Annotated in this window: 20 protein-coding genes and 2 riboswitches; of the genes, 15 read left to right on the top strand and 5 right to left on the bottom strand. The window is 69.1% G+C overall.

All coding sequences use genetic code 11. The features are described 5' to 3' along the window. The first annotated feature begins 86 nt into the window (after positions 1 to 86). From BM004_RS30390 to gcvP, 5 genes are all read left to right on the top strand, one after another. Positions 87 to 1280: an MFS transporter gene (locus BM004_RS30390; protein ID WP_093218934.1), complete on the top strand. Its 1194-nt coding sequence runs from the start codon at positions 87 to 89 to the stop codon at positions 1278 to 1280. A gap of 164 nt (positions 1281 to 1444) precedes the next feature. Next, positions 1445 to 2014, top strand: coding sequence for a hypothetical protein (locus BM004_RS30385; protein ID WP_177206644.1), 570 nt, complete (start codon positions 1445 to 1447; stop codon positions 2012 to 2014). Between the two features lie 34 nt (positions 2015 to 2048). Beyond that, positions 2049 to 2139: riboswitch (glycine riboswitch) on the top strand. A gap of 12 nt (positions 2140 to 2151) precedes the next feature. Beyond that, positions 2152 to 2264: riboswitch (glycine riboswitch) on the top strand. 53 nt (positions 2265 to 2317) lie between these two features. Further along, a complete protein-coding gene (gene gcvT / locus BM004_RS30380) occupies positions 2318 to 3499 on the top strand; it encodes a glycine cleavage system aminomethyltransferase GcvT (RefSeq protein ID WP_093218932.1) in 1182 nt (393 codons plus the stop codon). A 78-nt stretch (positions 3500 to 3577) separates the two neighbouring features. Next, positions 3578 to 3949 carry a glycine cleavage system protein GcvH gene (gcvH, locus tag BM004_RS30375; protein ID WP_093218930.1) on the top strand — a complete coding sequence of 124 codons (372 nt, stop codon included), beginning with the start codon at positions 3578 to 3580 and terminating at the stop codon, positions 3947 to 3949. 131 nt (positions 3950 to 4080) lie between these two features. Then, positions 4081 to 6990, top strand: coding sequence for an aminomethyl-transferring glycine dehydrogenase (gcvP, locus tag BM004_RS30370; RefSeq protein WP_093218929.1), 2910 nt, complete (start codon positions 4081 to 4083; stop codon positions 6988 to 6990). Between the two features lie 98 nt (positions 6991 to 7088). On the opposite strand, the gene BM004_RS30365 is transcribed toward gcvP, so the two are convergent. Together BM004_RS30365 and BM004_RS30360 are read right to left on the bottom strand one after the other, a co-directional pair. After that, positions 7089 to 8000: a DUF3014 domain-containing protein gene (locus BM004_RS30365; protein WP_093218927.1), complete on the bottom strand. Its 912-nt coding sequence runs from the start codon at positions 7998 to 8000 to the stop codon at positions 7089 to 7091. A 214-nt stretch (positions 8001 to 8214) separates the two neighbouring features. Further along, positions 8215 to 8868 carry a TetR/AcrR family transcriptional regulator gene (locus BM004_RS30360; RefSeq protein ID WP_093132002.1) on the bottom strand — a complete coding sequence of 218 codons (654 nt, stop codon included), beginning with the start codon at positions 8866 to 8868 and terminating at the stop codon, positions 8215 to 8217. Between the two features lie 155 nt (positions 8869 to 9023). Between BM004_RS30360 and BM004_RS30355 the strand changes: the two genes are divergently transcribed. The 8 genes from BM004_RS30355 (at position 9024) to BM004_RS30320 (ending at position 18130) form a co-directional block, all read left to right on the top strand. Then, positions 9024 to 9875, top strand: coding sequence for a uracil-DNA glycosylase family protein (locus BM004_RS30355; RefSeq protein ID WP_218152748.1), 852 nt, complete (start codon positions 9024 to 9026; stop codon positions 9873 to 9875). 14 nt (positions 9876 to 9889) lie between these two features. Further along, positions 9890 to 11533, top strand: a complete 1644-nt coding sequence (locus BM004_RS30350; protein WP_093218926.1) for a GMC family oxidoreductase — start codon at positions 9890 to 9892, stop codon at positions 11531 to 11533. Positions 11534 to 11570: 37 nt separating this feature from the next. Next, the gene (locus BM004_RS30345; RefSeq protein ID WP_093218924.1) at positions 11571 to 11891 is read left to right on the top strand and encodes an NIPSNAP family protein; all 321 of its coding nucleotides are present in this window, start codon (positions 11571 to 11573) and stop codon (positions 11889 to 11891) included. A gap of 82 nt (positions 11892 to 11973) precedes the next feature. Next, positions 11974 to 13026: a BMP family ABC transporter substrate-binding protein gene (locus BM004_RS30340; protein ID WP_093131950.1), complete on the top strand. Its 1053-nt coding sequence runs from the start codon at positions 11974 to 11976 to the stop codon at positions 13024 to 13026. Between the two features lie 40 nt (positions 13027 to 13066). Further along, on the top strand, positions 13067 to 14656 hold the full coding sequence (locus tag BM004_RS30335) for an ABC transporter ATP-binding protein (RefSeq protein WP_093218923.1): 1590 nt from the start codon (positions 13067 to 13069) through the stop codon (positions 14654 to 14656). Beyond that, positions 14653 to 15702 carry an ABC transporter permease gene (locus BM004_RS30330; protein WP_218152747.1) on the top strand — a complete coding sequence of 350 codons (1050 nt, stop codon included), beginning with the start codon at positions 14653 to 14655 and terminating at the stop codon, positions 15700 to 15702. The genes BM004_RS30335 and BM004_RS30330 overlap by 4 nt, the downstream gene beginning before the upstream one ends. Continuing rightward, positions 15699 to 16601 carry an ABC transporter permease gene (locus tag BM004_RS30325; RefSeq protein ID WP_093218920.1) on the top strand — a complete coding sequence of 301 codons (903 nt, stop codon included), beginning with the start codon at positions 15699 to 15701 and terminating at the stop codon, positions 16599 to 16601. The genes BM004_RS30330 and BM004_RS30325 overlap by 4 nt, the downstream gene beginning before the upstream one ends. A gap of 2 nt (positions 16602 to 16603) precedes the next feature. Further along, positions 16604 to 18130, top strand: coding sequence for an amidohydrolase family protein (locus BM004_RS30320; protein WP_218152746.1), 1527 nt, complete (start codon positions 16604 to 16606; stop codon positions 18128 to 18130). 24 nt (positions 18131 to 18154) lie between these two features. Here the strand turns inward: BM004_RS30320 and BM004_RS30315 are convergent, their stop codons facing one another. Beyond that, on the bottom strand, positions 18155 to 18985 hold the full coding sequence (locus tag BM004_RS30315) for an APH(3'') family aminoglycoside O-phosphotransferase (RefSeq protein ID WP_093218918.1): 831 nt from the start codon (positions 18983 to 18985) through the stop codon (positions 18155 to 18157). Positions 18986 to 19053: 68 nt separating this feature from the next. On the opposite strand from BM004_RS30315, the gene BM004_RS30310 reads away from it, so the two are divergent. Further along, positions 19054 to 19446, top strand: a complete 393-nt coding sequence (locus BM004_RS30310; RefSeq protein WP_093218917.1) for a VOC family protein — start codon at positions 19054 to 19056, stop codon at positions 19444 to 19446. 93 nt (positions 19447 to 19539) lie between these two features. Here BM004_RS30310 and BM004_RS30305 read toward each other — a convergent pair whose 3' ends face one another. Beyond that, complete coding sequence (locus BM004_RS30305; RefSeq protein WP_093218915.1) at positions 19540 to 20214, bottom strand: alpha/beta hydrolase; 675 nt, start codon at positions 20212 to 20214, stop codon at positions 19540 to 19542. A gap of 85 nt (positions 20215 to 20299) precedes the next feature. Between BM004_RS30305 and BM004_RS30300 the strand changes: the two genes are divergently transcribed. Further along, positions 20300 to 20809 carry a hypothetical protein gene (locus BM004_RS30300; RefSeq protein WP_093218914.1) on the top strand — a complete coding sequence of 170 codons (510 nt, stop codon included), beginning with the start codon at positions 20300 to 20302 and terminating at the stop codon, positions 20807 to 20809. A gap of 6 nt (positions 20810 to 20815) precedes the next feature. Here BM004_RS30300 and BM004_RS30295 read toward each other — a convergent pair whose 3' ends face one another. After that, positions 20816 to 21859, bottom strand: a complete 1044-nt coding sequence (locus BM004_RS30295) for an NAD(P)H-dependent flavin oxidoreductase (RefSeq protein ID WP_093131934.1) — start codon at positions 21857 to 21859, stop codon at positions 20816 to 20818. Between the last annotated feature and the right edge of the window lie 74 nt (positions 21860 to 21933).

The following is a 21933-nucleotide window of genomic DNA, read 5'->3' as shown; positions in this document are numbered from 1 at the left end:
ACGATGTTTGCCAATTCGTAGCAAGAAGATCTTCGCACGGCTTCCTACGATCGCTTTTTCACAAGAAAACGAAAGAAGCGATAGCCATGAACAAGCGCCGCCTCGGGCTGCTCACCGGCACCCATGCCGTCAACGATCTCTACCAGGGCCTGGTGCCCGCGCTGCTGCCCTTCATGGTGCTGGAGCGCGGCTACAGCTACACGGCCGCGGCCGGCCTGATGCTGGCGGCCACCGGGCTGTCGAGCGTGGTGCAGCCGCTGTTCGGCCTGTACGCCGACCGCCATCCGCGCAGCTGGCTGGTGCCCACGGGCTTCCTGGTGGCCGCGCTGGGCGTGGTGCTGGCGGGGCTGAGCCAGAGCTACCTGCTGACCTGGATCGCCATTGCGCTGTGCGGCCTGGGCATTGCGGCCTACCACCCGCCGGCCACGGTGGCGGCGCGCGCGGCCGGCGGCGCGTCGCAGAAGGCGATGAGCGTGTTCTCGGTGGGCGGCACCATCGGCGCGTCGTTCGCGCCGGTGCTGGCGGCCACGGCGGTGGGCGGCGGCAGCCTGTCGCGCAGCTACCTGCTGGGCGTGCCGGCGGTGGTGATGGGGGTGGTCTGGCTGCTGGCCAGCACGGGGCGCGCGGGCAGCGCCGCGGCGGCCGCTTCGGCCGCCGCGCGCAAGGCCGGCGCCGCAGTGGCGAAGCCGCCCAACGACTGGCGCGCCTTCGGCTGGCTGGTGGCGACCATCGTGGGCTGGTCGATCCCGTACGTCACGGTGCTGTCGATGCTCTCGTTGCGCATCACGCGCGACCTGCACGGCACGGCCTTCCAGGGCGCCGCGGCGCTCACGGCCTTCACCGCCGCGGGCGCGGTGGGCACGCTGCTCGGCGGCTGGCTGGGCGACCGCATCGGGCGCATGGGCACCATTCGCGCGGGCTACCTGCTCGCCTTGCCGGCGCTGGCCGGCCTGGTGCTCGCGCCCTCGGCCGGCTGGGCGCTGGCCTGCACCGCGCTGCTCGGCATGAGCATGTTCCTGCCCTTCGCCGCGCAGGTGACGCTGGCGCAGGACTACCTGCCGCGCAACCCGGCCACGGCCAGCGGCATCACGCTCGGGCTGGCGCTGTCGGTGGGCGGGCTGGTGTCGCCGCTGTTCGGCATGCTGTCGGACGCGCGCGGCCTCGGCGTCACGCTGACCGCCGTGTTGTGCGTGCTGTGCGTGGCCACGGTGCTGGCGCTGCGGCTGCGCAACCGGTCGATGCAGCCGATGGGCGCGGACGTGGAGGGTGCCGCGGCCTGAACGGGTTGGACGGGTTGAATGGGTTGAACGCGCGCGCAACCATTGGCTCATCCGCAAGGAAAGCGCAGGCGGCTGAGCTTGTGGCCCTGTAAGTCGAATGGTTCATGAAGGTGTCACCACTTGCAACGATGCTGCAGTCCTCGATTCCCCAAGGCTGTGGCTGCATGCTTCCCACCAAGACCGACAAGGCGCGCGACGAACTGCAGGGCGGCCAGCGCACGCTCACCCAGCGTGAGCGCGCGCTGCTGCTGATGGCCGACGGCCGGCGCTCGCTGACCGACTTCAGTCCGCTGTTCACCACCCGGGACGAGGCCGAGCAGGCGCTGCTGGCGCTGGTGCAGCGCGGCTACCTGCAGGACCCCCAGGCTGCCGCCGCCGCGGCAGCAGCCGCCGCGCAGGCGGCGCAGGCCCAGGCCCAGGCTGCGGCTGCGGCCGCCCCGGTCGCGGAACCGATCCAGGTCAGCACCTCGGCCGACAGCTTCGACGGCAAGCGCTCGCTGGCCACCACGCGCATGTTCCTGTTCGACATGTGCGAGCGCATGTTCGTGCGCCGCGACCCCAGGTTCGCGCTGCAGATGCGCGACGCCCTGCGCGAGGCGCGCGACCGCGACGCGATGCTGACCATCGCCGCGCTGATGCTCAGCGAGGTCGAGAAGACCGCAGGGCCGGAGCGCGCCGAATCGCTGCGCGAGCGCATCGACCGGCTGCTGCCGCCGGCCGAGATCGTTCACTGAAACAAAAACCTGGGCCCCGCGCGATCCACTACACTCGCCCGGGTCAGGAGAGAGCCCCGCACGACGGGGCCGCCGAAGGCGCAGGGGATTCCCGAACGCTCAGGCAAAAGGACTGACAAGGCGCCGGTGAACACCGGCGTTTCCTTGCTGGAGAGAGGCCGCGGCACCCGAAACGGTGCACCGGCCCACCGAAGGAGCAAACCCCGATCGTGGGGTGAATCTCTCAGGTAAAGCGGACAGCAGGGGTGGCCCATGGCTTGCGTCATGGATTTCGTCTGCCCCTTTTGCCCTCTGGAGAGCCCCGTGGCTGCTTCTTCCGCCTCCGACACCCTTCTCAAGACGCCGCTGTACGACCTCCACGTGGCGCTCGGCGCCCGCATGGTGCCCTTCGCGGGCTACTCGATGCCGGTGCAGTACCCCGCCGGCCTGATGGCCGAGCACAAGCACACGCGCGACGCGGCCGGCCTGTTCGACATTTCCCACATGGGCCAGCTGCGCCTGGTGGGCCCCGACGCCGCCGCCGCCTTCGAAACCCTGATGCCCGTCGACGTGGTCGACCTGCCCGCCGGCAAGCAGCGCTACGGCCTGCTGCTGAACGACGAGGGCGGCATCCTCGACGACCTGATGTTCTTCAACGAAGGCAACGGCTCGCTCTTCGTGATCGTCAACGGCGCCTGCAAGGTGGCCGACATCGCCCACATCCAGCAGAAGATCGGCGCGCGCTGCGAGGTGCGCCCCCTACCCGACCACGCCCTGCTGGCGCTGCAGGGCCCGCAGGCCGCGGCCACGCTGGCGCGGCTGTCGCCCGGCATCGAGCGCTTCGTGTTCATGACCGGCGGCGCGGTGCAGATCGGCGATGACAAAGTCAAGGTCGACGCCTTCGTCACCCGCAGCGGCTACACCGGCGAAGACGGCTTCGAGATCTCGGTGGCCGCCAAGGACGCCGACGCGCTGGCCCGCCTGCTGCTGGCCCAGCCCGAGGTGAAGCCCGTGGGCCTCGGCGCGCGCAATTCGCTGCGCCTGGAAGCCGGCCTGTGCCTGTACGGCAACGACATCGACACCACCACCACGCCGGTCGAGGCCTCGCTCAACTGGGCGATGCAGAAGGTGCGCCGCGCGGGCGGCGCGCGCGAAGGCGGCTTCCCCGGCGCCGCGAAGATCCTGGCGCAGCTGGCCGCGGCCACCGCGGGCGCGGCCGGCCACACCGACCACGACACGCTCAAGCGCAAACGCGTGGGACTGGTGGCGCTGGAGCGCATTCCGGTGCGCGACGGCACCGTGCTGCAGTCCTTCGAAGGCCATGACATCGGCATCGTCACCAGCGGCCTGCTCGGCCCGACGGCCGACCGCTGCGTGGCCATGGGCTACGTGGCCACCGCGTTCTCGCAGCCCGGCACGCGCGTGCAGGCCATCGTGCGCGGCAAGCCGGTGCCGATGGAAGTGTCCACCATGCCTTTCGTGCCAACCCGCTACTACCGTGGTTGACGCGGCTGACGCGGCTGAAGCACACCGAGCCCCGTTAGGCTCTGCACCCCGAAACATTTTTTCCACGAGGAGTTTTCCATGAGCATCAAGTACACCAAGGACCACGAATGGGTGTCGGCCGAAGGCGGCGCGGCCACCGTCGGCATCACCGTGCATGCGCAGGACGCGCTGGGCGACGTGGTGTTCGTCGACCTGCCTGAAGTCGGCAAGAGCTTCGCGCAAGGCGAAGTCGCCGGCGTCGTCGAATCGGTCAAGGCCGCCGCCGATGTGTTCATGCCCGTGTCGGGCGAAGTCACCGAAGTGAACGAAGCGCTGCGCGCCGACCCCTCGCTCGCCAACAGCGACCCGCTGGCCAGCGGCTGGTTCTTCAAGGTCAAGCTGAGCGAACCCGCGCAGCTCGACGCCTTGCTCGACGCCGCTTCGTACGACAAGTTCGCCGCCGAATCCTGAAATGATGTTTGCCCCTCGGCTTGCCACTTCGTGTGCTTCTCCATCCCCCATGGGGAAGGCGCGGTCCGCCTTGGGGCGGCCCGGCGGCGACCGCTGAGTTCTTTTATTAACGCCGATAGACAGTCACCGCCATGCCGACGCCCGCCCTTCCCTCTTTGCAAGAACTAGAGAACGCCGAAGAATTCCTTGCCCGCCACATCGGCATCGATGCGGCGGACGAGGCGCGCATGCTGCCGGTGATCGGCTCGGAAACGCGCGCGGAACTCATCGACGGCATCGTGCCCGCGGCCATCCGCCGCGCCAGGCCCATGCGCCTGCCCGCGCCGGTGACCGAAGCCGACGCGCTGGCCGAGCTGAAGGCGATGGCGTCGAAGAACAAGGTGTTCAGGAACTTCATCGGCCAGGGCTACTACGGCACGCACACGCCGGGCGTGATCCTGCGCAACATCCTGGAGAACCCTGCCTGGTACACGGCCTACACGCCCTACCAGGCCGAGATCTCGCAGGGCCGCATGGAAGCCCTGCTGAACTTCCAGACGATGGTGTGCGACCTCACGGGCATGGCCATCGCCAACGCGTCGATGCTCGACGAAGCCACCGCGGCGGCCGAGGCCATGACGCTGGCCAAGCGCAGCGTGAAGAGCAAGAGCAACGTTTTCCTGGTCTCGGGCGACTGCCATCCGCAGACCATCGAAGTCATCAAGACGCGCGCCGCGCCGCTGGGCATCGAGGTGAAGGTCAGCACCGTGTCGGAAACGCTGCCGCTGCTGATGGTGAGCGGCGAGTTCTTCGGCGTGCTCGCGCAGTACCCCGCCACCACCGGCCATGTACACGACCTGCGCCCGCTCGCGGGCCACGCGCACCAGTGCGACGCCGCCTTCATCGTCGCGGCCGACCTGCTGGCGCTCACGCTGCTGGTGGCGCCAGGCGAGTTCGATGCCGACATCGTCTGCGGCACCACGCAGCGCTTCGGCATGCCGCTGTGCAACGGCGGCCCGCACGCCGCCTACCTGGCCTGCCGCGACTCGTTCAAGCGCTCGCTGCCGGGCCGCCTGGTGGGCGTGAGCGTGGACACGCACGGCCAGCCCGCCTACCGCCTCGCGCTGCAGACGCGCGAGCAGCACATCCGCCGCGAGAAGGCCACGTCGAACATCTGCACCGCGCAGGTGCTGCCGGCCGTGGTGGCCAGCATGTACGCCGTGTACCACGGTCCCGACGGACTCACGCGCATCGCGCAGCGCGTGGCCGTGCTCACCGCCATCCTGTCGAAGGGCCTGTCGCAGATGGGCCGCGAGCCGGTCAACACCACCGCCTTCGACTCGCTGACCATTCGCACCGGCGACGACACCGCCGCCATCATCGAACGCGCGCAAGCCGGCGGCGTCAACCTGCGCCAGCGCCTGCAGCAGCACCTGGGCATCTCGCTGGACGAGACCACCACGCGCGCCGACATCGAAACACTGTGGGCCCTGTTCGTGCCGGCCGGCACCGCGATGCCGCGCTTCGACGACCTGGCCGCGAACACCACGCCGCTGATTCCCGACGACCTGCGCCGCGCCAGCGGCTTTCTCTCGCACCCGGTGTTCAACACCCACAAGAGCGAAACCGCGATGCTGCGCTACATCCGCAGCCTGTCGGACAAGGACCTGGCGCTCGACCGCAGCATGATCCCGCTGGGCAGCTGCACCATGAAGCTCAACGCGACCAGCGAGATGATCCCCATCACCTGGCCGGAGTTCGCCAACATCCACCCCTTCGCACCCGCCGACCAGCAGCAGGGCTATGCCCAGCTCGACGCGCAACTGCGCGCCTGGCTGTGCGAGGCCACCGGCTACGCCGGCATCAGCCTGCAGCCCAACGCCGGTTCGCAGGGCGAGTACGCGGGCCTGCTGGCCATCAAGTCCTTCCATGAAGCCAAGGGCCAGGGCCACCGCAACATCTGCCTGATTCCCTCTTCCGCGCACGGCACCAACCCGGCCAGCGCGCAAATGGTGGGCATGCAGGTGGTGGTGACGGCCTGCGACACGCAGGGCAACGTCGACATGGACGACCTGAAGCGCGCCTGCGAGAAGCACAGCGACAAGCTGGCCGCGGTGATGATCACCTACCCCAGCACGCACGGCGTCTTCGAAACCCGCGTGAAGGAACTCTGCGAGCTGGTGCACGCACACGGCGGGCGCGTGTACGTGGATGGCGCCAACATGAACGCGCTGGTCGGCGTGGCCGCGCCGGGCGAGTTCGGCGGCGACGTGAGCCACCTGAACCTGCACAAGACCTTCTGCATTCCGCACGGCGGCGGCGGCCCCGGCGTGGGCCCGGTGTGCGTGGTCGAAGACCTCGTGCCGTACCTGCCGGGCCATGTGACCGCTGGTGTGCCGTCGCACGGCGTCGGTGCCGTGTCCGCGGCGCCGCTGGGCAATGCGGCCGTGCTGCCGATCAGCTGGATGTACTGCCGCATGATGGGCGCCAAGGGCCTGCAGGCCGCGACCGAGACGGCCATCCTGAGCGCCAACTACATCAGCGCGCGCCTGAAGGACCACTACCCCACGCTGTACGCGAGCCCCAACGGACATGTGGCGCACGAGTGCATCCTGGACCTGCGCCCGCTGAAGGACACCAGCGGCGTCACCGCCGAGGACGTGGCCAAGCGCCTGATCGACTACGGCTTCCACGCGCCCACGCTGAGCTTCCCCGTGCCGGGCACGCTGATGGTCGAGCCGACCGAGAGCGAGCCGCTGGCCGAGCTCGACCGCTTCATCGACGCGATGATCGCCATCCGCGGCGAGATCCGCCGCATCGAGGAAGGCGTCTGGCCGAAGGAAGACAACCCGCTCAAGCACGCGCCGCACACCGCGGCCAGCCTGCTGGGCAGCGAGTGGGAACACCCGTATTCGCGCGAACTCGGCGCCTACCCGCTGGCCGCGCTGAAGAACGCGAAGTACTGGCCGCCCATCGGCCGCGTCGACAACGTGTACGGCGACCGCAACCTGTTCTGCAGCTGCGTGCCCGTGGGCGACTACAAGGAAGCCGAAGAGGCCTGAGCAGGCGGGCGCGAGGCGGCCGGCGGTTCGGCCGCGCGCGCAGTTGCAGTTGCCGCTGCGGCAGCGGCAGCAGCGCCCGCTGTCGACCCGCTACGCGGCTACGACTTCTTCTTCGCCACGTCCCCCGTGGCGATCTGCTGGCGCAGCCCGCGCAGGCTGGCCTTCATCTTGCGCTCGTTCTCCGGGCCCATGCGCACCATGATCTTCTGGCCGGACGACAGCGCCTGCAGCTGCGGGTCGACGTACTCGTAGCGCACCCACGGGCGCTGCGAAGGCACCTCGCCCTTCACCTCGACCAGCCGCACCTGCACCGGCCCGCCGGGCTCGGGTGCCTGCAACAGATGGTCGATCACCGCGATCAGCCGGTCGTTGAAATAACGCCCCGGATAGCCCAGCTCCTCATAGGCCTGCTGGAACAGCGGGTAGAGCCTGGCGTACACCGCGGCGGCCTTCGCCGGATCGATCGACCCGGCCAGCAGCACGGCGGCGTTGTAGCGCGCCGCGTTGTTCGGCGAGATGGTCTGCGCCTCGCCCTGCCCTTCGGTGATGAAGCGCTGACCCGTGGGCTGCACCGGCCATGTGTTGGCAGGCGCCTGTTCGCGCGCGAGGTTGTCGACCGTGGCCACGAAGCGATGCACGATGCCGTCGGAGCGCAGGAACGCGTCGGCGTTCTTCGCGCCGAGCAGCTCGGCCAGCGCCTTCATCACGCGCGAATCGGATTCGGCCAGCTTGGGCAGCGCGGCGTCCGGCGGCGCGAGCGCGTCGACCGGGTTCTGCGGGCCCGTGGGCTGCGCCGCGACGGGCGGCGGCGGTGCGGGTGCGTCGTTGGGCGCCGCGGCCACGGGCGTGGGCTCGGCGGGCTTTTGCTGTTGCTGCTGGTACCAGCGCCAGCCGAAGAACGCAGCCGCCAGCAGCACCAGCACGGCGATCACGATGGCGCCGGTGGGCGTTTCGCGGCGGGGCCGGAAATCGGCGGTGTCTCGGGTGTCGCGGATGTCGCTGTCGGACATGAGGTCGGGTTCCTTGTGAGAGGAATGTCGGAAGGATCTCAGGGAGGCGAGCGGCTATGGTGCACCAATTCGGACCACACCCGAGCCAGATCCTCGTAACGCCCTGTGACGCCTGTGATGCCCTCTGACGCGCCCGTCGCGCGGAAGTTCACTCGGCCCGGCTCTTCGCCGGGCCGGTCACGGCCGTCCGGCGGGTTCGATCGCCAGCCTGCGGTCAGTCGACCAGCACGCCGCCGAGCACCGTGCCCACGATGCTTTCGAGCGCCTGGTCGTAGTGCGCCGCGGTGAGTTTCTTCACCTGCAGCACCGCGTTCACGATGGGCTCGTAGTCGGCATAGAACTGGGTGGCGGCCCAGAGCATGAAGAGAAAGTGCCGGGGGTCGATCTTGCGGATCTTCTTGGCGGCCATCCAGGCCTCGAACACCTCGATGCTGGCGGCCGTGCTGTTCGCGATGTGCGCCCGGTCGGCGGCCGACAGGAAGGTGCCGCCGCGCACCACCTCGTTGGCGAACAGGCGCGCCTCCAGCGGGTTCTTGCGCCCCAGCTTGAGCTTGGCTTCCACATAGGCGCGCAGCGCCACGGCGGGCTCGGTCTCGGCCTTGAGGATGCGCAGCGCGCTGTCCCACTCTTCCAGCAGCGGCGCGAAGGTGGCGCTGTACAGCTCTTCCTTGGTCGCGTAGTAGTAGTAGACGTTGGCCTTGGGCAGCTCCGCGACGGTGGCGATCTCCGCGATGCGCGCGCCGTCGAAGCCCTTGGCCGCGAACACCTCGCTCGCGGCCTTCAGGATCTTGCGTTTGTTGGCCGCCCGGATCTCCCGGTCCGCAGGGGTTTCCGGTTTGGGGGATCGGGGAGTGGAGGTGTCGCGCATGGGCATGGTGTCACTGGTGACCGGGCTCAAATTCTAGAGGCGCCCCGAAACGGAGCACGGGTAAGCACCAAAAAAATTCTGACCAACTCGTCAATTTATTCCTTAGAATTTCCTGACGAACTGGTCAGCTTTTTTTTGAAGTTTGAATGTAACCCATGCCCCAAGCCCTGCGCACCGCACTGCAAGAAACACTGGCGAACTGGCCCGACGACCTGCCCGATGCCTGGCGGGCCGCGCTGGGCGATGTGAAGCTCGACTTCGAGGGCGTCGATGCGGCGCTCGAACTGCAGGCGTGGGAGCCGATCTTTCCGGCGCGCAAGGGCCGTCGACTGGCCGGCATGCCGCACGGCGCGCACATGCTCAAGGCCTTCGACAGCGTGATGCCCGCGCGGGTGCGCTGCGTGGTGCTGGGGCAAGACCCCTACCCGTCCATCGACATCGCCACCGGCCGCGCCTTCGAGGTAGGCAACGTGGCGCAGTGGCGCGAGCTCGACAAGATGTTCACCAAGAGCATCCGTGCGTGGGTGCAGATGCTGGCTGAAGCGCGCACGGGTGATGCAACCTATGGCGGCAGCTTTGCCAACTGGCCGCGCACGCTGCAGGCCATCGAATCCGGCGCGCTGCCCTTCGAAACACCCGCCACGCTGAGCGACCGCTGGGTCGACGACGGCGTGCTGCTGCTCAACACCTCCTTCACGCTCAGCCGCTTCCAGGTGGCGATCGACCCGCACCAGTCGCAGGGCCACCTCGTGCTGTGGAAGCCGCTGATCCAGGCGGTGCTGTCGCACCTGCTCAAGCGCGGCGAGCCGGTGGTGTTCATGGGCTTCGGCGCCTCCGCGGCCGAGGCCTTCGAAGCGGCCGGCATCGCGCAAGGCTTGCACGGCAAGGTCGCCTGCATCCTGCGCGAGCACCCCGCGTTTGCCGACGCCGTGCTGGGCCTGCCCAACCCCTTCGCGCTGTGCAACGCCCATCTCGCCGAGATGGCCCGCGACCCCATTTCCTGGTGAGACCCGGCGACCCCATGAACCACAACAACCCCAACAACGACCAGAACGCCTACGACTACATCGTCGTGGGCGCGGGCTCCGCGGGCTGCGCGCTCGCCGCCCGGCTCAGCGCCCGCCCCGCCACGCGCGTGCTCCTGCTGGAGGCCGGCGGCAAGGACTCGAACCCGCTGTTTCGCCTGCCGATGCTCATGGGCAAGCTGTTCCAGTCGGGCATCTACAACTGGCACTTTCACTCCGAGCCCGAACCCAACCTCAACGGCCGCAAGATCTACTGGCCGCGCGGCAAGGTGCTCGGCGGCACCTCGACCATCAACGGCATGATCTACGTGCGCGGCGGCAAGCAGGACTACGACGGCTGGGCCGCCATGGGCAACCTGGGCTGGTCGTACAAGGACGTGCTGCCCGCCTTCAAGCGCTCCGAAGGCCACATCCAGCGCGACGGCGTGTTCCACAACGCCAACGGCGAACTCACCGTGTGCCGCGCGCGCGGCTGGAACGCACTGCTCGACGTGTTCTGCCTCGCGGGGCAGCAGGCCGGCTACCCGCTGAACGATGACTTCAACGGTGCCAGCCAGCTCGGCTTCGGCCGCTACGACTTCACCATCAAGAAGGGCAAGCGCTGGTCCGCCTCCTTCGCGTTCCTGCGCCCGGCAATGAAGCGCAGCAACCTCCAGGTGGTCACGCGCGCGCTCACGCACAAGGTGTTGATCGAAAAGGGCCGCGCCGTGGGCGTGGCCTACGAGGTGCTCGGCCGCATGAACACCGTGCGCGCCCGCAAGGAAGTGATTCTTTGCGCCGGCGTGGTCGGCTCGCCGCACCTGCTGATGCTCTCGGGCGTCGGCCCGCAGGAAGAACTGGCGAAGCACGACATTCCCGTGCTCAAGGCCTTGCCCGGCGTGGGCGGCAACCTGCAGGACCATGTGGACTGCGTGATGTCGTACGAGTGCAAGCAGCCCGTCACGCTCTACAAGGACCTGCGCGCCGACAAGATCGCGTTCTCGGTGGTGCGCGGCATGCTGTTCGGCGAAGGCATCACCACCACCTTTCCGTACGAGGCCGGCGCGTTCATCAAGACCCGGCCCGAGCTCGAACACCCCGACGTGCAGCTGCACTTCATGCCCGCGCTCGAGAAGACGGCCAACCTGTACTTTCCCAACCCGTTCAAGAAATCCACCGTCGAGGCCAAGCACGGCTTCACGCTGCGCGTGGGCCCGGTCAACCCGAGCAGCCTGGGCCGCATCCGCCTGCGCTCCGGCCGGCCCGGCGACGCGCCGCTGATCCAGCCCAACTACCTGGACACCGAGTTCGACCGCAAGACCATGGTCGATGCCATTCGCGCCACGCGCGAGGTCATCGCGCAACCCGCCTTCGACGCCTACCGCGGCAAGGAACTTGCACCCGGCCCCGAGAAGCAGAGCGACGAAGACCTGGTGGCCTGGCTGCGCGCCACCGCCATGACCACCTTCCACCCCGTGGGCACCTGCAAGATGGGCCACGACGACATGGCCGTGGTCGACCACCGCCTGAAGGTGCACGGCATCGCCAACCTGCGCGTGGCCGACGCTTCCATCATGCCGGTCATCTCGAGCGGCAACACCAATGCCCCGGCCATCATGATCGGCGAGAAGTGCGCCGAATTCATCCTGGCCGGCCAGTGAACCCCAGCCCCATCCGCAGCATGACAAGGAGCACTTCATGATCGTCGAACACCGCCTCTACACCTTCCGCCCCGGCACCATCGACCAGTGGCGCGAGAAGTACGAACACGAAGGCCTGCCCGTGCAGCAGCGCCACCTGAACAGGTTCGTGGGCCTGTACATCTCAGAGATCGGCCGGCTGCACACCTCGGTGCTGATGTGGGCCTACGACAGCCTGGCCGACCGCGAGGCGCGCCGCGCCGCGATGTACGCCGACCCCGAGTGGCAGTCGTTCATCAAGAGCGTGTGGGCGCTGGACGCGATCCAGAGCCAGGACGTGATGATCATGAATCCCGCGCCCAGCTCGCCCACGCCCTGAACTCTTCCTCGAGTTCCTTCCGAGTTCTTTCCGAGTCCTTCAAGCCGTCCGTTCTTCCTTCCTCAACCCCAGAGATATCCGCATGACACACCACGCATCCTCCAGCGCCAAGACGCCCCGCCGGCAGTTCCTCAAGGCCACGGCCGGCCTGGGCGGCGTCGCCATGGCGAGCGCCCTGTACCCGCTGATCGCCAATGCCAAGGGCGGCCTCATCGCGCTGGTGCACACGCAGGCCGCGGGCGACGCCAGCGCGGTCGACGCGATGATTGCGCGCCTGAAGCTGCTGGGCAAGGAAACGGGCATGCAGACGCGCGCCATCTACGCGAAGGACCCGTCGACCTACGAGACCATCTTCCGCACGCTGGCCGACGCCGGCGCGGCCGTGATCGTGTCGACCTTCAACGAGGTGAGCGAGCCCTTCAAGGCGCTGGCGCCCAAGTACCCGAAGACGCAGTGGCTGCAGCTGTTCGGCGACGAGATGAAGCCGGCCATGCCCAACGTGACCACCGTGTCCTACGACTACTACCTGGGCACCTACCTGGCCGGCATCTTCGCGGGGCGCATGTCGACCACGGGCAAGATCGGCTTCATCGGCGGCATGTCGATTCCGCCGCTCAACGCCGACTACAACGCGTTCAAGGCGGGCGTGCTGTCGGTGCGCAAGAACGCCACCGTCACCGTCGCCTTCGCGGGCTCGTTCCAGGACCCGGTGAAGGGCCGCGAAATTGCCACGCAGATGTTCAACGGCGGCATCGACTTCATCCAGACCGACGCCGCCGCCACCGACGCGGGCATCATCGCCGCGGCCAACGACAAGCCCGGTCGCCTGGTGAGCTGCCTCGACCCCGCGCAGTACCCGCAGGGCCCGAAGTCGCTCATTTCCATCGTCAGCCTGCACTTCGGCAAGTCGCTGTACGACGAGGCGTCGAAGATCCTCAAGACCGGCAAGGGCGGCGCGCACCTGAACACCGGGCTGGGCACCGGCGTGGTGGGCCTGGAGCTGTCGCCGGTGTTCCAGAAGGAAGGCGACAAGGCGGTGGCCGCCAAGGCCGAGCAGACCATGGCCGAGATCCGCACCACGCAGGCCGCCATCCTGAACGGCTCCGTCAAGGTGGCGTTCAACACCGTTCTCTGACCTTGCCGATTCCTCCGACGTTCCGACTCTCCTTGCAGCCATGAACCCCAGCCCCCCGAACAGCGAGACCTCACCGGCGCGCCCCGCGCTGGTGCTGGACGGTGTCACCGTGCAATACGACAGCGTGAAAGCGCTGTCCGACGTGTCCATCGCTTTCGCGCAGGGGCAGATTCATGCGGTCGTCGGCCAGAACGGCGCGGGCAAGACCACCTTTGCCCGCGTGTGCTCCGGCCTGGTGAAGCCCACGCGCGGGCGCGTGCACATCGGCGCGCACGAGATCCGCACCGGCCACGTGAACGCCGCGCGCGCGGCCGGCGTGGAGCTGGTGCACCAGAGCTTCGCGCTGCCGGCCTCGTTCACCGTGGCGCAGGCCATGGAGTTCGGCTCCGACCGGCACCGCGGCATCTTCACCTCGCGCCAGCTCGAGAAGCGCTGGCAGGCCCACCTCGACGGGCTGGGCCTGTCGGTGAGCCCGCGCGAGGTCATTCGCAACCTGCCGATCGAGACGCAGCAGGGCATCGAGATTGCGCGCGCGCTGGTCACCGACGCCAAGGTGCTCATCCTCGACGAGCCCACCGCGGTGCTGGCGCCGGCCGGCGTGGAGACCCTGTTCGAACGCATCCGCATCCTGAAGAAGCGCGGCGTGACCGTCGTTCTCATCCTGCACAAGATCCGCGAAATGATGGCCATCGCCGACACCGTGAGCGTGCTGCGCCGCGGCGCGCATGTGACCGGCCCCGTGCCGTGCAGCAGCATCGGCGCGGCCGAGCTCAGCCAGTGGATCATGGGCGATGCCAAGGCGCCCGCGCCCAGCAGCGCGCCTGCCACATCTGGCGCATCTGCCGCATCTGCCGCATCTGCCGCATCACCGCGCCGCGACCTCACCGCACCCACCGTGCTCCAGCTGAAGAACCTGTCGACCAAACCCGACGCCGAAGGCGCCGCACTGGCCGACGTGAGCCTGAACATCCGCGCCGGCGAAATCATCGGCATCGCCGGTGTCGAAGGCAACGGCCAACGCACGCTGGTGCGCGCCATTGCCGCGCTGGCGCAGACCGCCAGCGGCAGCATCGAACTGGCCGGGCGCGACGTGACGCACAGCGACCTGGCCACGCGGCGCGCGGCGGGCCTGCGCATCATCCCGTTCGAGCGCAACGTGGAAGGCCTGTCGCTCAACAGCAGCCTGTGGGAAAACTGGTCGATGGGCCGGCTGCTGCAAGGCGGCCTGCTCGCCTTCGTGCGGCCCGCCAGGCTGCAGGCCGCGTGTGACACCGCGCTCACGCAATGGGACGTGCGCTACGCCCACAGCGGCCAACCGGCCGGTTCGCTCTCGGGCGGCAACGCGCAGAAGGTCATCTTCGCGCGCGAGGTGGACGCCAGCGCGCGCCTCATCATCGCGGCGCAACCCACGCGGGGCCTGGACATCGGCGCCACCGCCTATGTGTGGAAGGCGCTGCGCGAGGCGCGCGGCCGGGGCGCCGCGATCATCCTGATTTCGTCGGACCTCGACGAACTCTTCGACATCAGCGACCGCGTGCTGGTCATGCTGCGCGGCCAGGTGGTGGGCGACTACGGCGCGCCGTACGACCTGCGCGAAGTCGGCCAGGCGATGGTGGGGGCTCACGCATGATGGCCACTGTCTTCTCCCCCGCGCGCATGCTGCCGGTGCTGCGCGTCGTGCTCTTCGTGTGCCTGGCGCTGCTGCTGTGCGCGCTGGCGTTCTACAGCGCCGGGCTGGCCGTGGGCGAGCTGTTCACCGGCATCCTCGACGGTGCCTTCCTGCGCGAGGGCGCGCTGCACCAGGGCCTGCGCTGGGCCATGCCGCTGTTCATCACGGCGACGGGCGTGGCCATCGCGTTTCGCGCCGGCTTCTTCAACATCGGCGCGCAGGGGCAGTTCTATGTCGGCTCCATCCTCGCCGCCTTCACCGCCGAATGGCTGGGCGGCGCACCCGCGTGGGTCGTGGTGCCGGGCTGCCTGCTGGCCGGCATGGCGGGCGGCGCGCTGTGGGCCATGTGGCCGGGGCTGCTGCGGCTGCGCTCGGGCACCGACGAGGTCATCACCACGCTCATGGGCAACTTCCTCGCGGGCCTGCTGCTGGTGTACGTCACCTCCGGCCCGCTGAAGGACCCCTCGGGCTCGGGCCAGCAGGCCTCGAGCCGGCCCATCGCGGACGCCTACCGCATCTCCGATTCGCTGGGCGTGTCGCCGCTCATCTGCGCGCTCACGCTGGCGGTGTTCGTGCTGTCGTGGCTGCTGGCCAACCGCACGGCGCTGGGCATCGTGGCCAACCTGGCGGGGCGCAACCCGACCATGGTGGCGTGGCAAGGCGCGCGGGTCGGGCGCATCGGCCTGTTCAGCTTCCTGGTGAGCGGCGCGCTGGCGGGGCTGGCCGGCAGCATCGAGCTGCTCGGCCCCAACGGCCGGCTGGCCAGCGGCTTCCTGCCGGCCCATGGCTTCACGGCCATCCTGATTGCACTGGTGGCGCAGCTGTCCATCGTGGGCACGGCCGTGTCCGCCCTCTTCTTCGGCGCGCTGGCCTCCGCCGCGCTGTACCTGCCGGTGATGGTCGGCATGCCGGCGGCGGCCATCGAGGTCATCAACGCGACCATCGCCCTGTTCATCACGTCGCGCGCCAAATGGCTCGACAAGCTCCTCACCCGAAAGCCCGCATGACCGACACGCTGGTATCCATCCTGATCTCGGGCACGCCGCTCGTCTACGTCACGCTGGCGGGCGTGCTGGCGCAGCGCGCGGGCATCTGGAACCTGGGCCTCGAAGGGCTGATGATCATCGGCAGCTGCGCGCTGATCGTGGGCATCGTGCAGACCGGCTCCTTCGTGCAGGCCATGCTGATTGCGGCCGCGCTGTGCGTGGGCGCCTCGGCGCTCTTGTGGTACGTGGTGAAAAAGCTCAAGGCCAACCCCATCATCGCGGGCCTGGGGCTCACCGGGCTGGGCCTGGGTGGCACGTCGCTCGCCATTCAAGCGCTGTACGACAGCGAAGCCACCGTGACGGCGCCCTTCGGCATTCCCAAGCTCAACAGCCTGTTCGACGCGGACCTGGGCGCCCTGGGTGGCCTGTCGGTGTTCGTGCTGTTCATGCCCGTGGCCGTGTGGCTCGTGTGGCTGCTGCTGGAGCGCACGCGGCTGGGCCTGCGCCTGTCGGCTTCCGGCGAGCACCCGTTCGCCGCGCGCAGCGTGGGCGTGAACCCCAGCCGCATGCGGCTGCTGGCACTGGCGCTCGGCGGCGTGCTGTGCGCCATCGGCGGCGCGGAGCTGGCCGGCGGCAGCCTGCAGATCTTTTCGCAGAACATGACGGCGGGCCGCGGCTTCATGGCCTTTGCCGCGGTGATCTTCGGCGCCGGCAGCGCACTGGGCGCCACGGCCGCCGCGCTGTTCTTCGCGGTGGTGTCGGCGCTGGGCATCCGCGCGCAGCTGGTGTACGGCGGCGCCATTTCCAACGACCTGCTGCAGGCCCTGCCCTACCTGGCCACCGTGTTCGGCGTGTGGCTCAGCACCAAGCTGCGCGGCGGGCTGGGCTCGATCCGCGGCACGGCGGAAATGCGCGACTGAGCATGAACACCCGCATGCCCACCGCCATCCTGATCCAGGGCGCCGAAGTGCTGGCCGTGGGCGGCCCGCAAGGCGACCGCCCGGTGCGCGCCGACGTGCTGCTGCAGGACGGCAAGATCGCCGCCATCGGCCACGACCTTGACCTTCCGCTGCCACGCCCCGCCGCGTGCGACGTGATCGACGCGCGCGGCAAGCTCCTGATGCCCGGCCTCGTCAACGCGCACACCCATTCGAGCGAGACCTTCTTCAAGGGCCGCTACGAGCAGATGCCGCTGGAAATCTGGCTGCTGTATGCGTACACCTACCTGTCGGGCAGCCCCATCTCCGACCGCCTGCTGTACCTGCGCACGCAACTGCTCGCCCTGCAGTCGCTGAAGAACGGCGTGACCACGCTGTGCGACGACTTCTTCGACCCCATGGCCCACAGCATCGACCGGCTGGGCATCGTGTTCCAGGCGTACCGCGACGCGGGCATTCGCGTGAACGTGTCCAGCGCCGTGCTCGACACCCCCGTGCTCGACTCCACGCCCTTCGGCCACGAGGTGTTCCCCCCCCACCTCAGCGCCCAGCTGAAGTTCGGCGCGCCCACCACGGTGGCCGACTACACCGCCTACTGCGAAGAAGCCTTCCGCCGGTTCCATGGCCAGGCCGAAGGCCGCTTGCGCTTTGCCATCACGCCGTCGGCACCGCAGCGCTGCACCACGGGCATGCTGCAGGCCTGCCACGCGCTGGCCGTACGGCACGGCGTGCCGCTGCACACCCACCTGCTCGAAACCAAGGTGCAGGCCGTGGCCGGCCAGATGTTCCACGGCAAGACGCTGCTCGCGCACATGCACGACACCGGCACGCTCGACCGCCACACCACACTGGCGCACGCCATCTGGATCACCGACGCCGACATCGCCCGCATGGGCGAAGCCGCATGCTCCGTGGTGCACAACCCGCTGAGCAACCTCAAGCTGGGCTCCGGGCTGGCGCCGGTGCGCAAGCTGCTGGACGCGGGCGTGGCCATCGGCCTGGGCACCGACGGCCTGTCTTCGAACGACAGCGCGCGCGTGTTCGACCTGATGCGCTTCGCCGCGCTGATGCACAACGTGAACGGCACCGAGCCTTCGCAATGGCTCACGGCCTTCGAGGTGCTGAAGATGGCCACGCTGGCCGGCGCGCGCACCGCCATGCTCGACGACGTGACCGGCTCCATCGAAGTCGGCAAGGCCGCCGACCTGGTGCTGCTCGACCTGGACAACGACAACTTCCGCCCGCGCAACGACATCGTGAAGCAGCTGGTCTACTGCGAGAACGGCAGCGCCATCGAGCTGGTGGTGGTCGGCGGACACATTGTGGTGTGCGACGGCCAGCTCACCACGGCCCGTGAACACGACGTGTGGGCCGAGCTGAACGAGTTGCTGCCCGCGTACCTGGAAGAACACGGCCGGTGGGAAACGAAGAACCGCGTGTTCGAGCCGTACTTTGCCGAGGTCATTCGCCGGTGCAAGGAAGTCGACGTGGGTGTCCAGCGCCACGCCTGAAGCCGGGGCCAGGGCCGAGGGAGCTCAACCCCAGGTCAGCGGGTCAAGCCCCAGGTAGAAGCCCAGCCGCCCATCGTCCGGCTCGGCGATGCCCAGCACCTCGAACAAGCCGGTGCGCGCCGCCGCCGCTTGCGCGGGTGCGGTCCAGTGGTCGCGCGCGTTCGCGAGGAACAGCGCCAGGTCGACATACGGGTCCGCCACGCCGAGCCGGCCCAGGTCGATCAACCCCGTGCAGCGCAGGGTGTCGGGGTCGACCATGAAGTTCGGCATGCACGCATCGCCGTGGCACACGACCCGCTCGCGTGCCTCTTGCGCGAGCCGCGCGGGCAGTTGCGCACGCAATGCGTCGAGCAGCACCCGCGGCTGGGTGTGCCGGTCTTCGGGGTCGAGAAACTCCGGGTCGACCGCGCCGCGCGCCACCACATCGGCCGCGCGATCGAACATGGCCGAGAGGCTGCGCACGAAGGGGCAGTTCGTGGCCGGCACCGAATGCAAGGCCTTGAGCCGCTGCGCCATCGAAGGCCACGCGGCCAGCAGGTCTGCCGCCGGCAACTCGCTGGCCGGCACGCCCGGCACCGTGCGGGTGACAAGGCAGGCGCCAGCTTCCGACGTGCGCCAGTCGAGCACCTTCGCGGAGCCGAGGTCGAACGGCGCGAGCCATTCCGTACGGCGGTGCTCTTCTTCGAGCGAGGCAGCGCCGGCGCCCATCGACACCTTCGCGAATGCCGCACCATCGCTGCGCCTGTACACGCTGTCGCCGGACTCGCCGCGCTGCACGGGCAGCCACGTGACGCCCGCGGGCAAAGCGGGAAGCAAAGGCTTGTCGTTCACGGGTTCATCGGGGGGAATCTGCATGGGGCTGGGTAGAGTGGTGCGCCTCCCCGGAATCTACCCAAGCTCCCTCACCGCACACGCCAAAGACCATGAAGTTCGGCTACACCATTGCCTACGTTCCGCACGTCGCCCAGTCACTGCAATTCTTCGAGCAGGCCTTCGGTTTCAAGACCAAGTTCCTTCATGAATCCGGCACCTACGGTGAACTGGCGACCGGTGAAACCACCCTGGCCTTTGCCGCGCACGAGCTGGCCGAATCGAACTTCGCGCAGGGCCATGTGGCCGCGTCCGACTCGGCCAAGCCGCTGGGCATGGAACTGGGCTTTGTCACCGCCGACGTGCCGGCGGCCCATGCGCGCGCCGTTGCGGCGGGCGCCTCGGAACTCTCGCCGCCCACCACCAAGCCGTGGGGCCAGGTGGTGTCTTATGTGCGCTGCCCCGACGGCACGCTGGTGGAGCTGTGCTCGCCTATCGGCGGTTGACCGCGGGCGACGAGGCGACGGTCACGGCGACCTTCATGTTCACGTCGCGACAGGTCGACGAAACGCAAGCGACGCCGATGGCGCGCCTGCTGCCTAAGCGCTCGCCGGCGCGCTGAGCGACTGCAGCCAGGCCACCGTGGCCTGCAGCTCCGCCGGGCGAAGCTCGTGCGCGCCCGGAAAGTCCGCGCCCGACAGTGCCAGCGGCAGCGTGCGCGCCAAGTCGCGCGTGACCTGGGCGGCGCTCGGCGGAATCACGTTGTCGGCGCTGCCGTGGCTCACCCACAGCGCCTTGCCTTCGAAGGCCTCGGGCGGCGCCACGTGCGGCACCACCTGCGACAGCAGGCGGCTGTGCCACACCATCGCCGCGCGCACGGTCTCGGGCTTGGTCAGCAGCATCGACAGGGCCATGATGCCGCCCTGGCTGAAGCCGCCGACGATCACGCGCGCCGGCGGCACGCCGAGCTGCTGCGCGGCAGAAGCGACCATCTCGCCGATGAGGAAGCGGCTTTCGCGCTCCTGCTCTTCGTTGATGTGGCGCTCGCCGTTGGCCAGCACCTGGAACTCGAACCACGCATACGCGTCGGGCGAGAGCACGTACGGCGCGCGCAGGCTCAGCACGTGGAACTGCGGCGGCAGCATGCGCGCCAGGCCGAACAGGTCCTGCTCGTTGCTGCCGACGCCGTGCATCAGCACCAGCAGCCAGGGTTCGCGCACCGAGGGTTGCGCGGCATGCTCGAGGAACTTGAGGGGCAGGTGAAGTTGGTTCATGGTTCAGGCCGGCTGGATAGACTGGAACGAAACGAGGGGAAGGCAATTTTTCATGCGACATCCGCAACGTCCGCGATATTCGCGAGTGACGAGCTTACTTCCTGCCCTGTTCCTGCTGTGCGCGCCGGTGTTTGGCGCTCAGGCCGCTCACGGCGCCCAGGCCGCCGAATTCCGCAAGGCGCCGGCGTGCAGCTTCGACGCCAAGGCGGTGCAGCTGCGCAAGGACCTCTGCGTCGGCTTCGATGCGGGCGCCTATGCGTCACGGCACAGCTACGAGGAAGCCGGCCAACTGCGCTGCACCGACGAGGCCGACGAGGCCGACGTGCCCTGCCCCACGCTGCGCGTGCTGACCCGCGCGAACGGCAAGACGGTGGTGCGCGCCTTTGCACCGCCGCCGAAATCGTCGCTCGGCGACCCGAGCGACGCCTGCGTCATCGACACCATCGCCGTGAACAGGAGCGGCAGCCGCTTCGCCCTGCAAGGCCAGGGCCGCGACTGCTTCGGCGGCACCGCGCGCTTTTCGGTCGAGGACGTCTACGAACTGAAGAGCGGCGCGCCGGTGCTGGTCAAGAAAAACGGTGCCTACCTGCGCTGACGCCGCTCAGCGAAAGCCCTTCGCCAATGCCTGCGTGACCTCGGCCGAAGACACCTCGCGGCAGCCGGTGGCGTTCTGCCCCGACCACAGCGGAGAGAAGTCGCCGCTGCCTTGCGCCTCGGCCTTGGCGCGCAGCGGTGCGATGCCCGAGGTGGCCAGCGGAAACTCCGGTGCCGCGGCGCCGATGGGGCCCAGCTCGCGCATCACGCGGTTCACGATGCCGCGAGCGGGCCGGCCGGTGAAGAGGTTGGTCAATGCCGTGTGCCGCGCCGCCTCGCTCTTGAGCGCCGCGCGATGGATGGCCGTGGTCGTCGCCTCGGGCGTCAGCATGTAGGCCGTGCCCACCTGCACGCCCGCCGCGCCCAGCGCCATGGCCGCGGCCACGCCGTCGGCATCGGCGATGCCGCCGGCCGCGATCACCGGCACCTTCAGGGCGCGCACCAGTTGCGGCAGCAGCGCGAAGGTGCCGAGCTGCCTGGTCAGGTCGTGCGACAGGAAATGGCCACGGTGCCCGCCGGCCTCGAGGCCCTGCGCAATGACCGCGTCGGCGCCGCGCGCCTGGAGCCACAGCGCCTCTGCGACGGTGGTGGCCGAGGCCAGCACCTTCGCGCCCCAGCCGTGCACCTGCGCCAGCAGCGCCTCCGACGGCAGCCCGAAATGAAAGCTCACCACCGGCGGGCGGAACTCGCCCAGCAGCGCGGCCACGTCGGCGCTGAAGGGGTTGCGGCCCGGGCCGGTGGGAATGCTCGCCGCGTCGATGCCGAACTCCGCGTAGTACGGCGCGAGCGCGGCGCGCCACGTGGCCTCGCGCTCGGCGCTGGGCTCGGGCGGCGTGTGGCAGAAGAAGTTGACGTTGTAGGGCTTGTCGGTGCCGGCGCGAATGGCGGCGAGTTCGCCGCGCATGGCGTCGGCGCCGAGCATGGCGCAAGGCAGCGAACCGAGTCCGCCCGCGTTGCTCACCGCCACCGCCATCGCGCTGCCCTGCACGCCGGCCATCGGCGCCTGCACGAGCGGGAGTTCGGTGCCTAGAAGTTGCTGCAGCGTGGTCATGGGAAGCGCTCCTTGTCTGGTGTGTCGTCTCGGATGCCGCGCATTCTCACGCCAACGCGGAGGTCGCCGCGGCG

The sequence above is a fragment of the Variovorax sp. OK212 genome (assembly GCF_900112425.1).
In the GTDB taxonomy this organism is placed as follows: Bacteria; Pseudomonadota; Gammaproteobacteria; order Burkholderiales; family Burkholderiaceae_C; genus Variovorax.
Note: the sequence above shows the minus strand (reverse complement) of the source record. Positions and strands in the feature narration are given on the sequence as shown.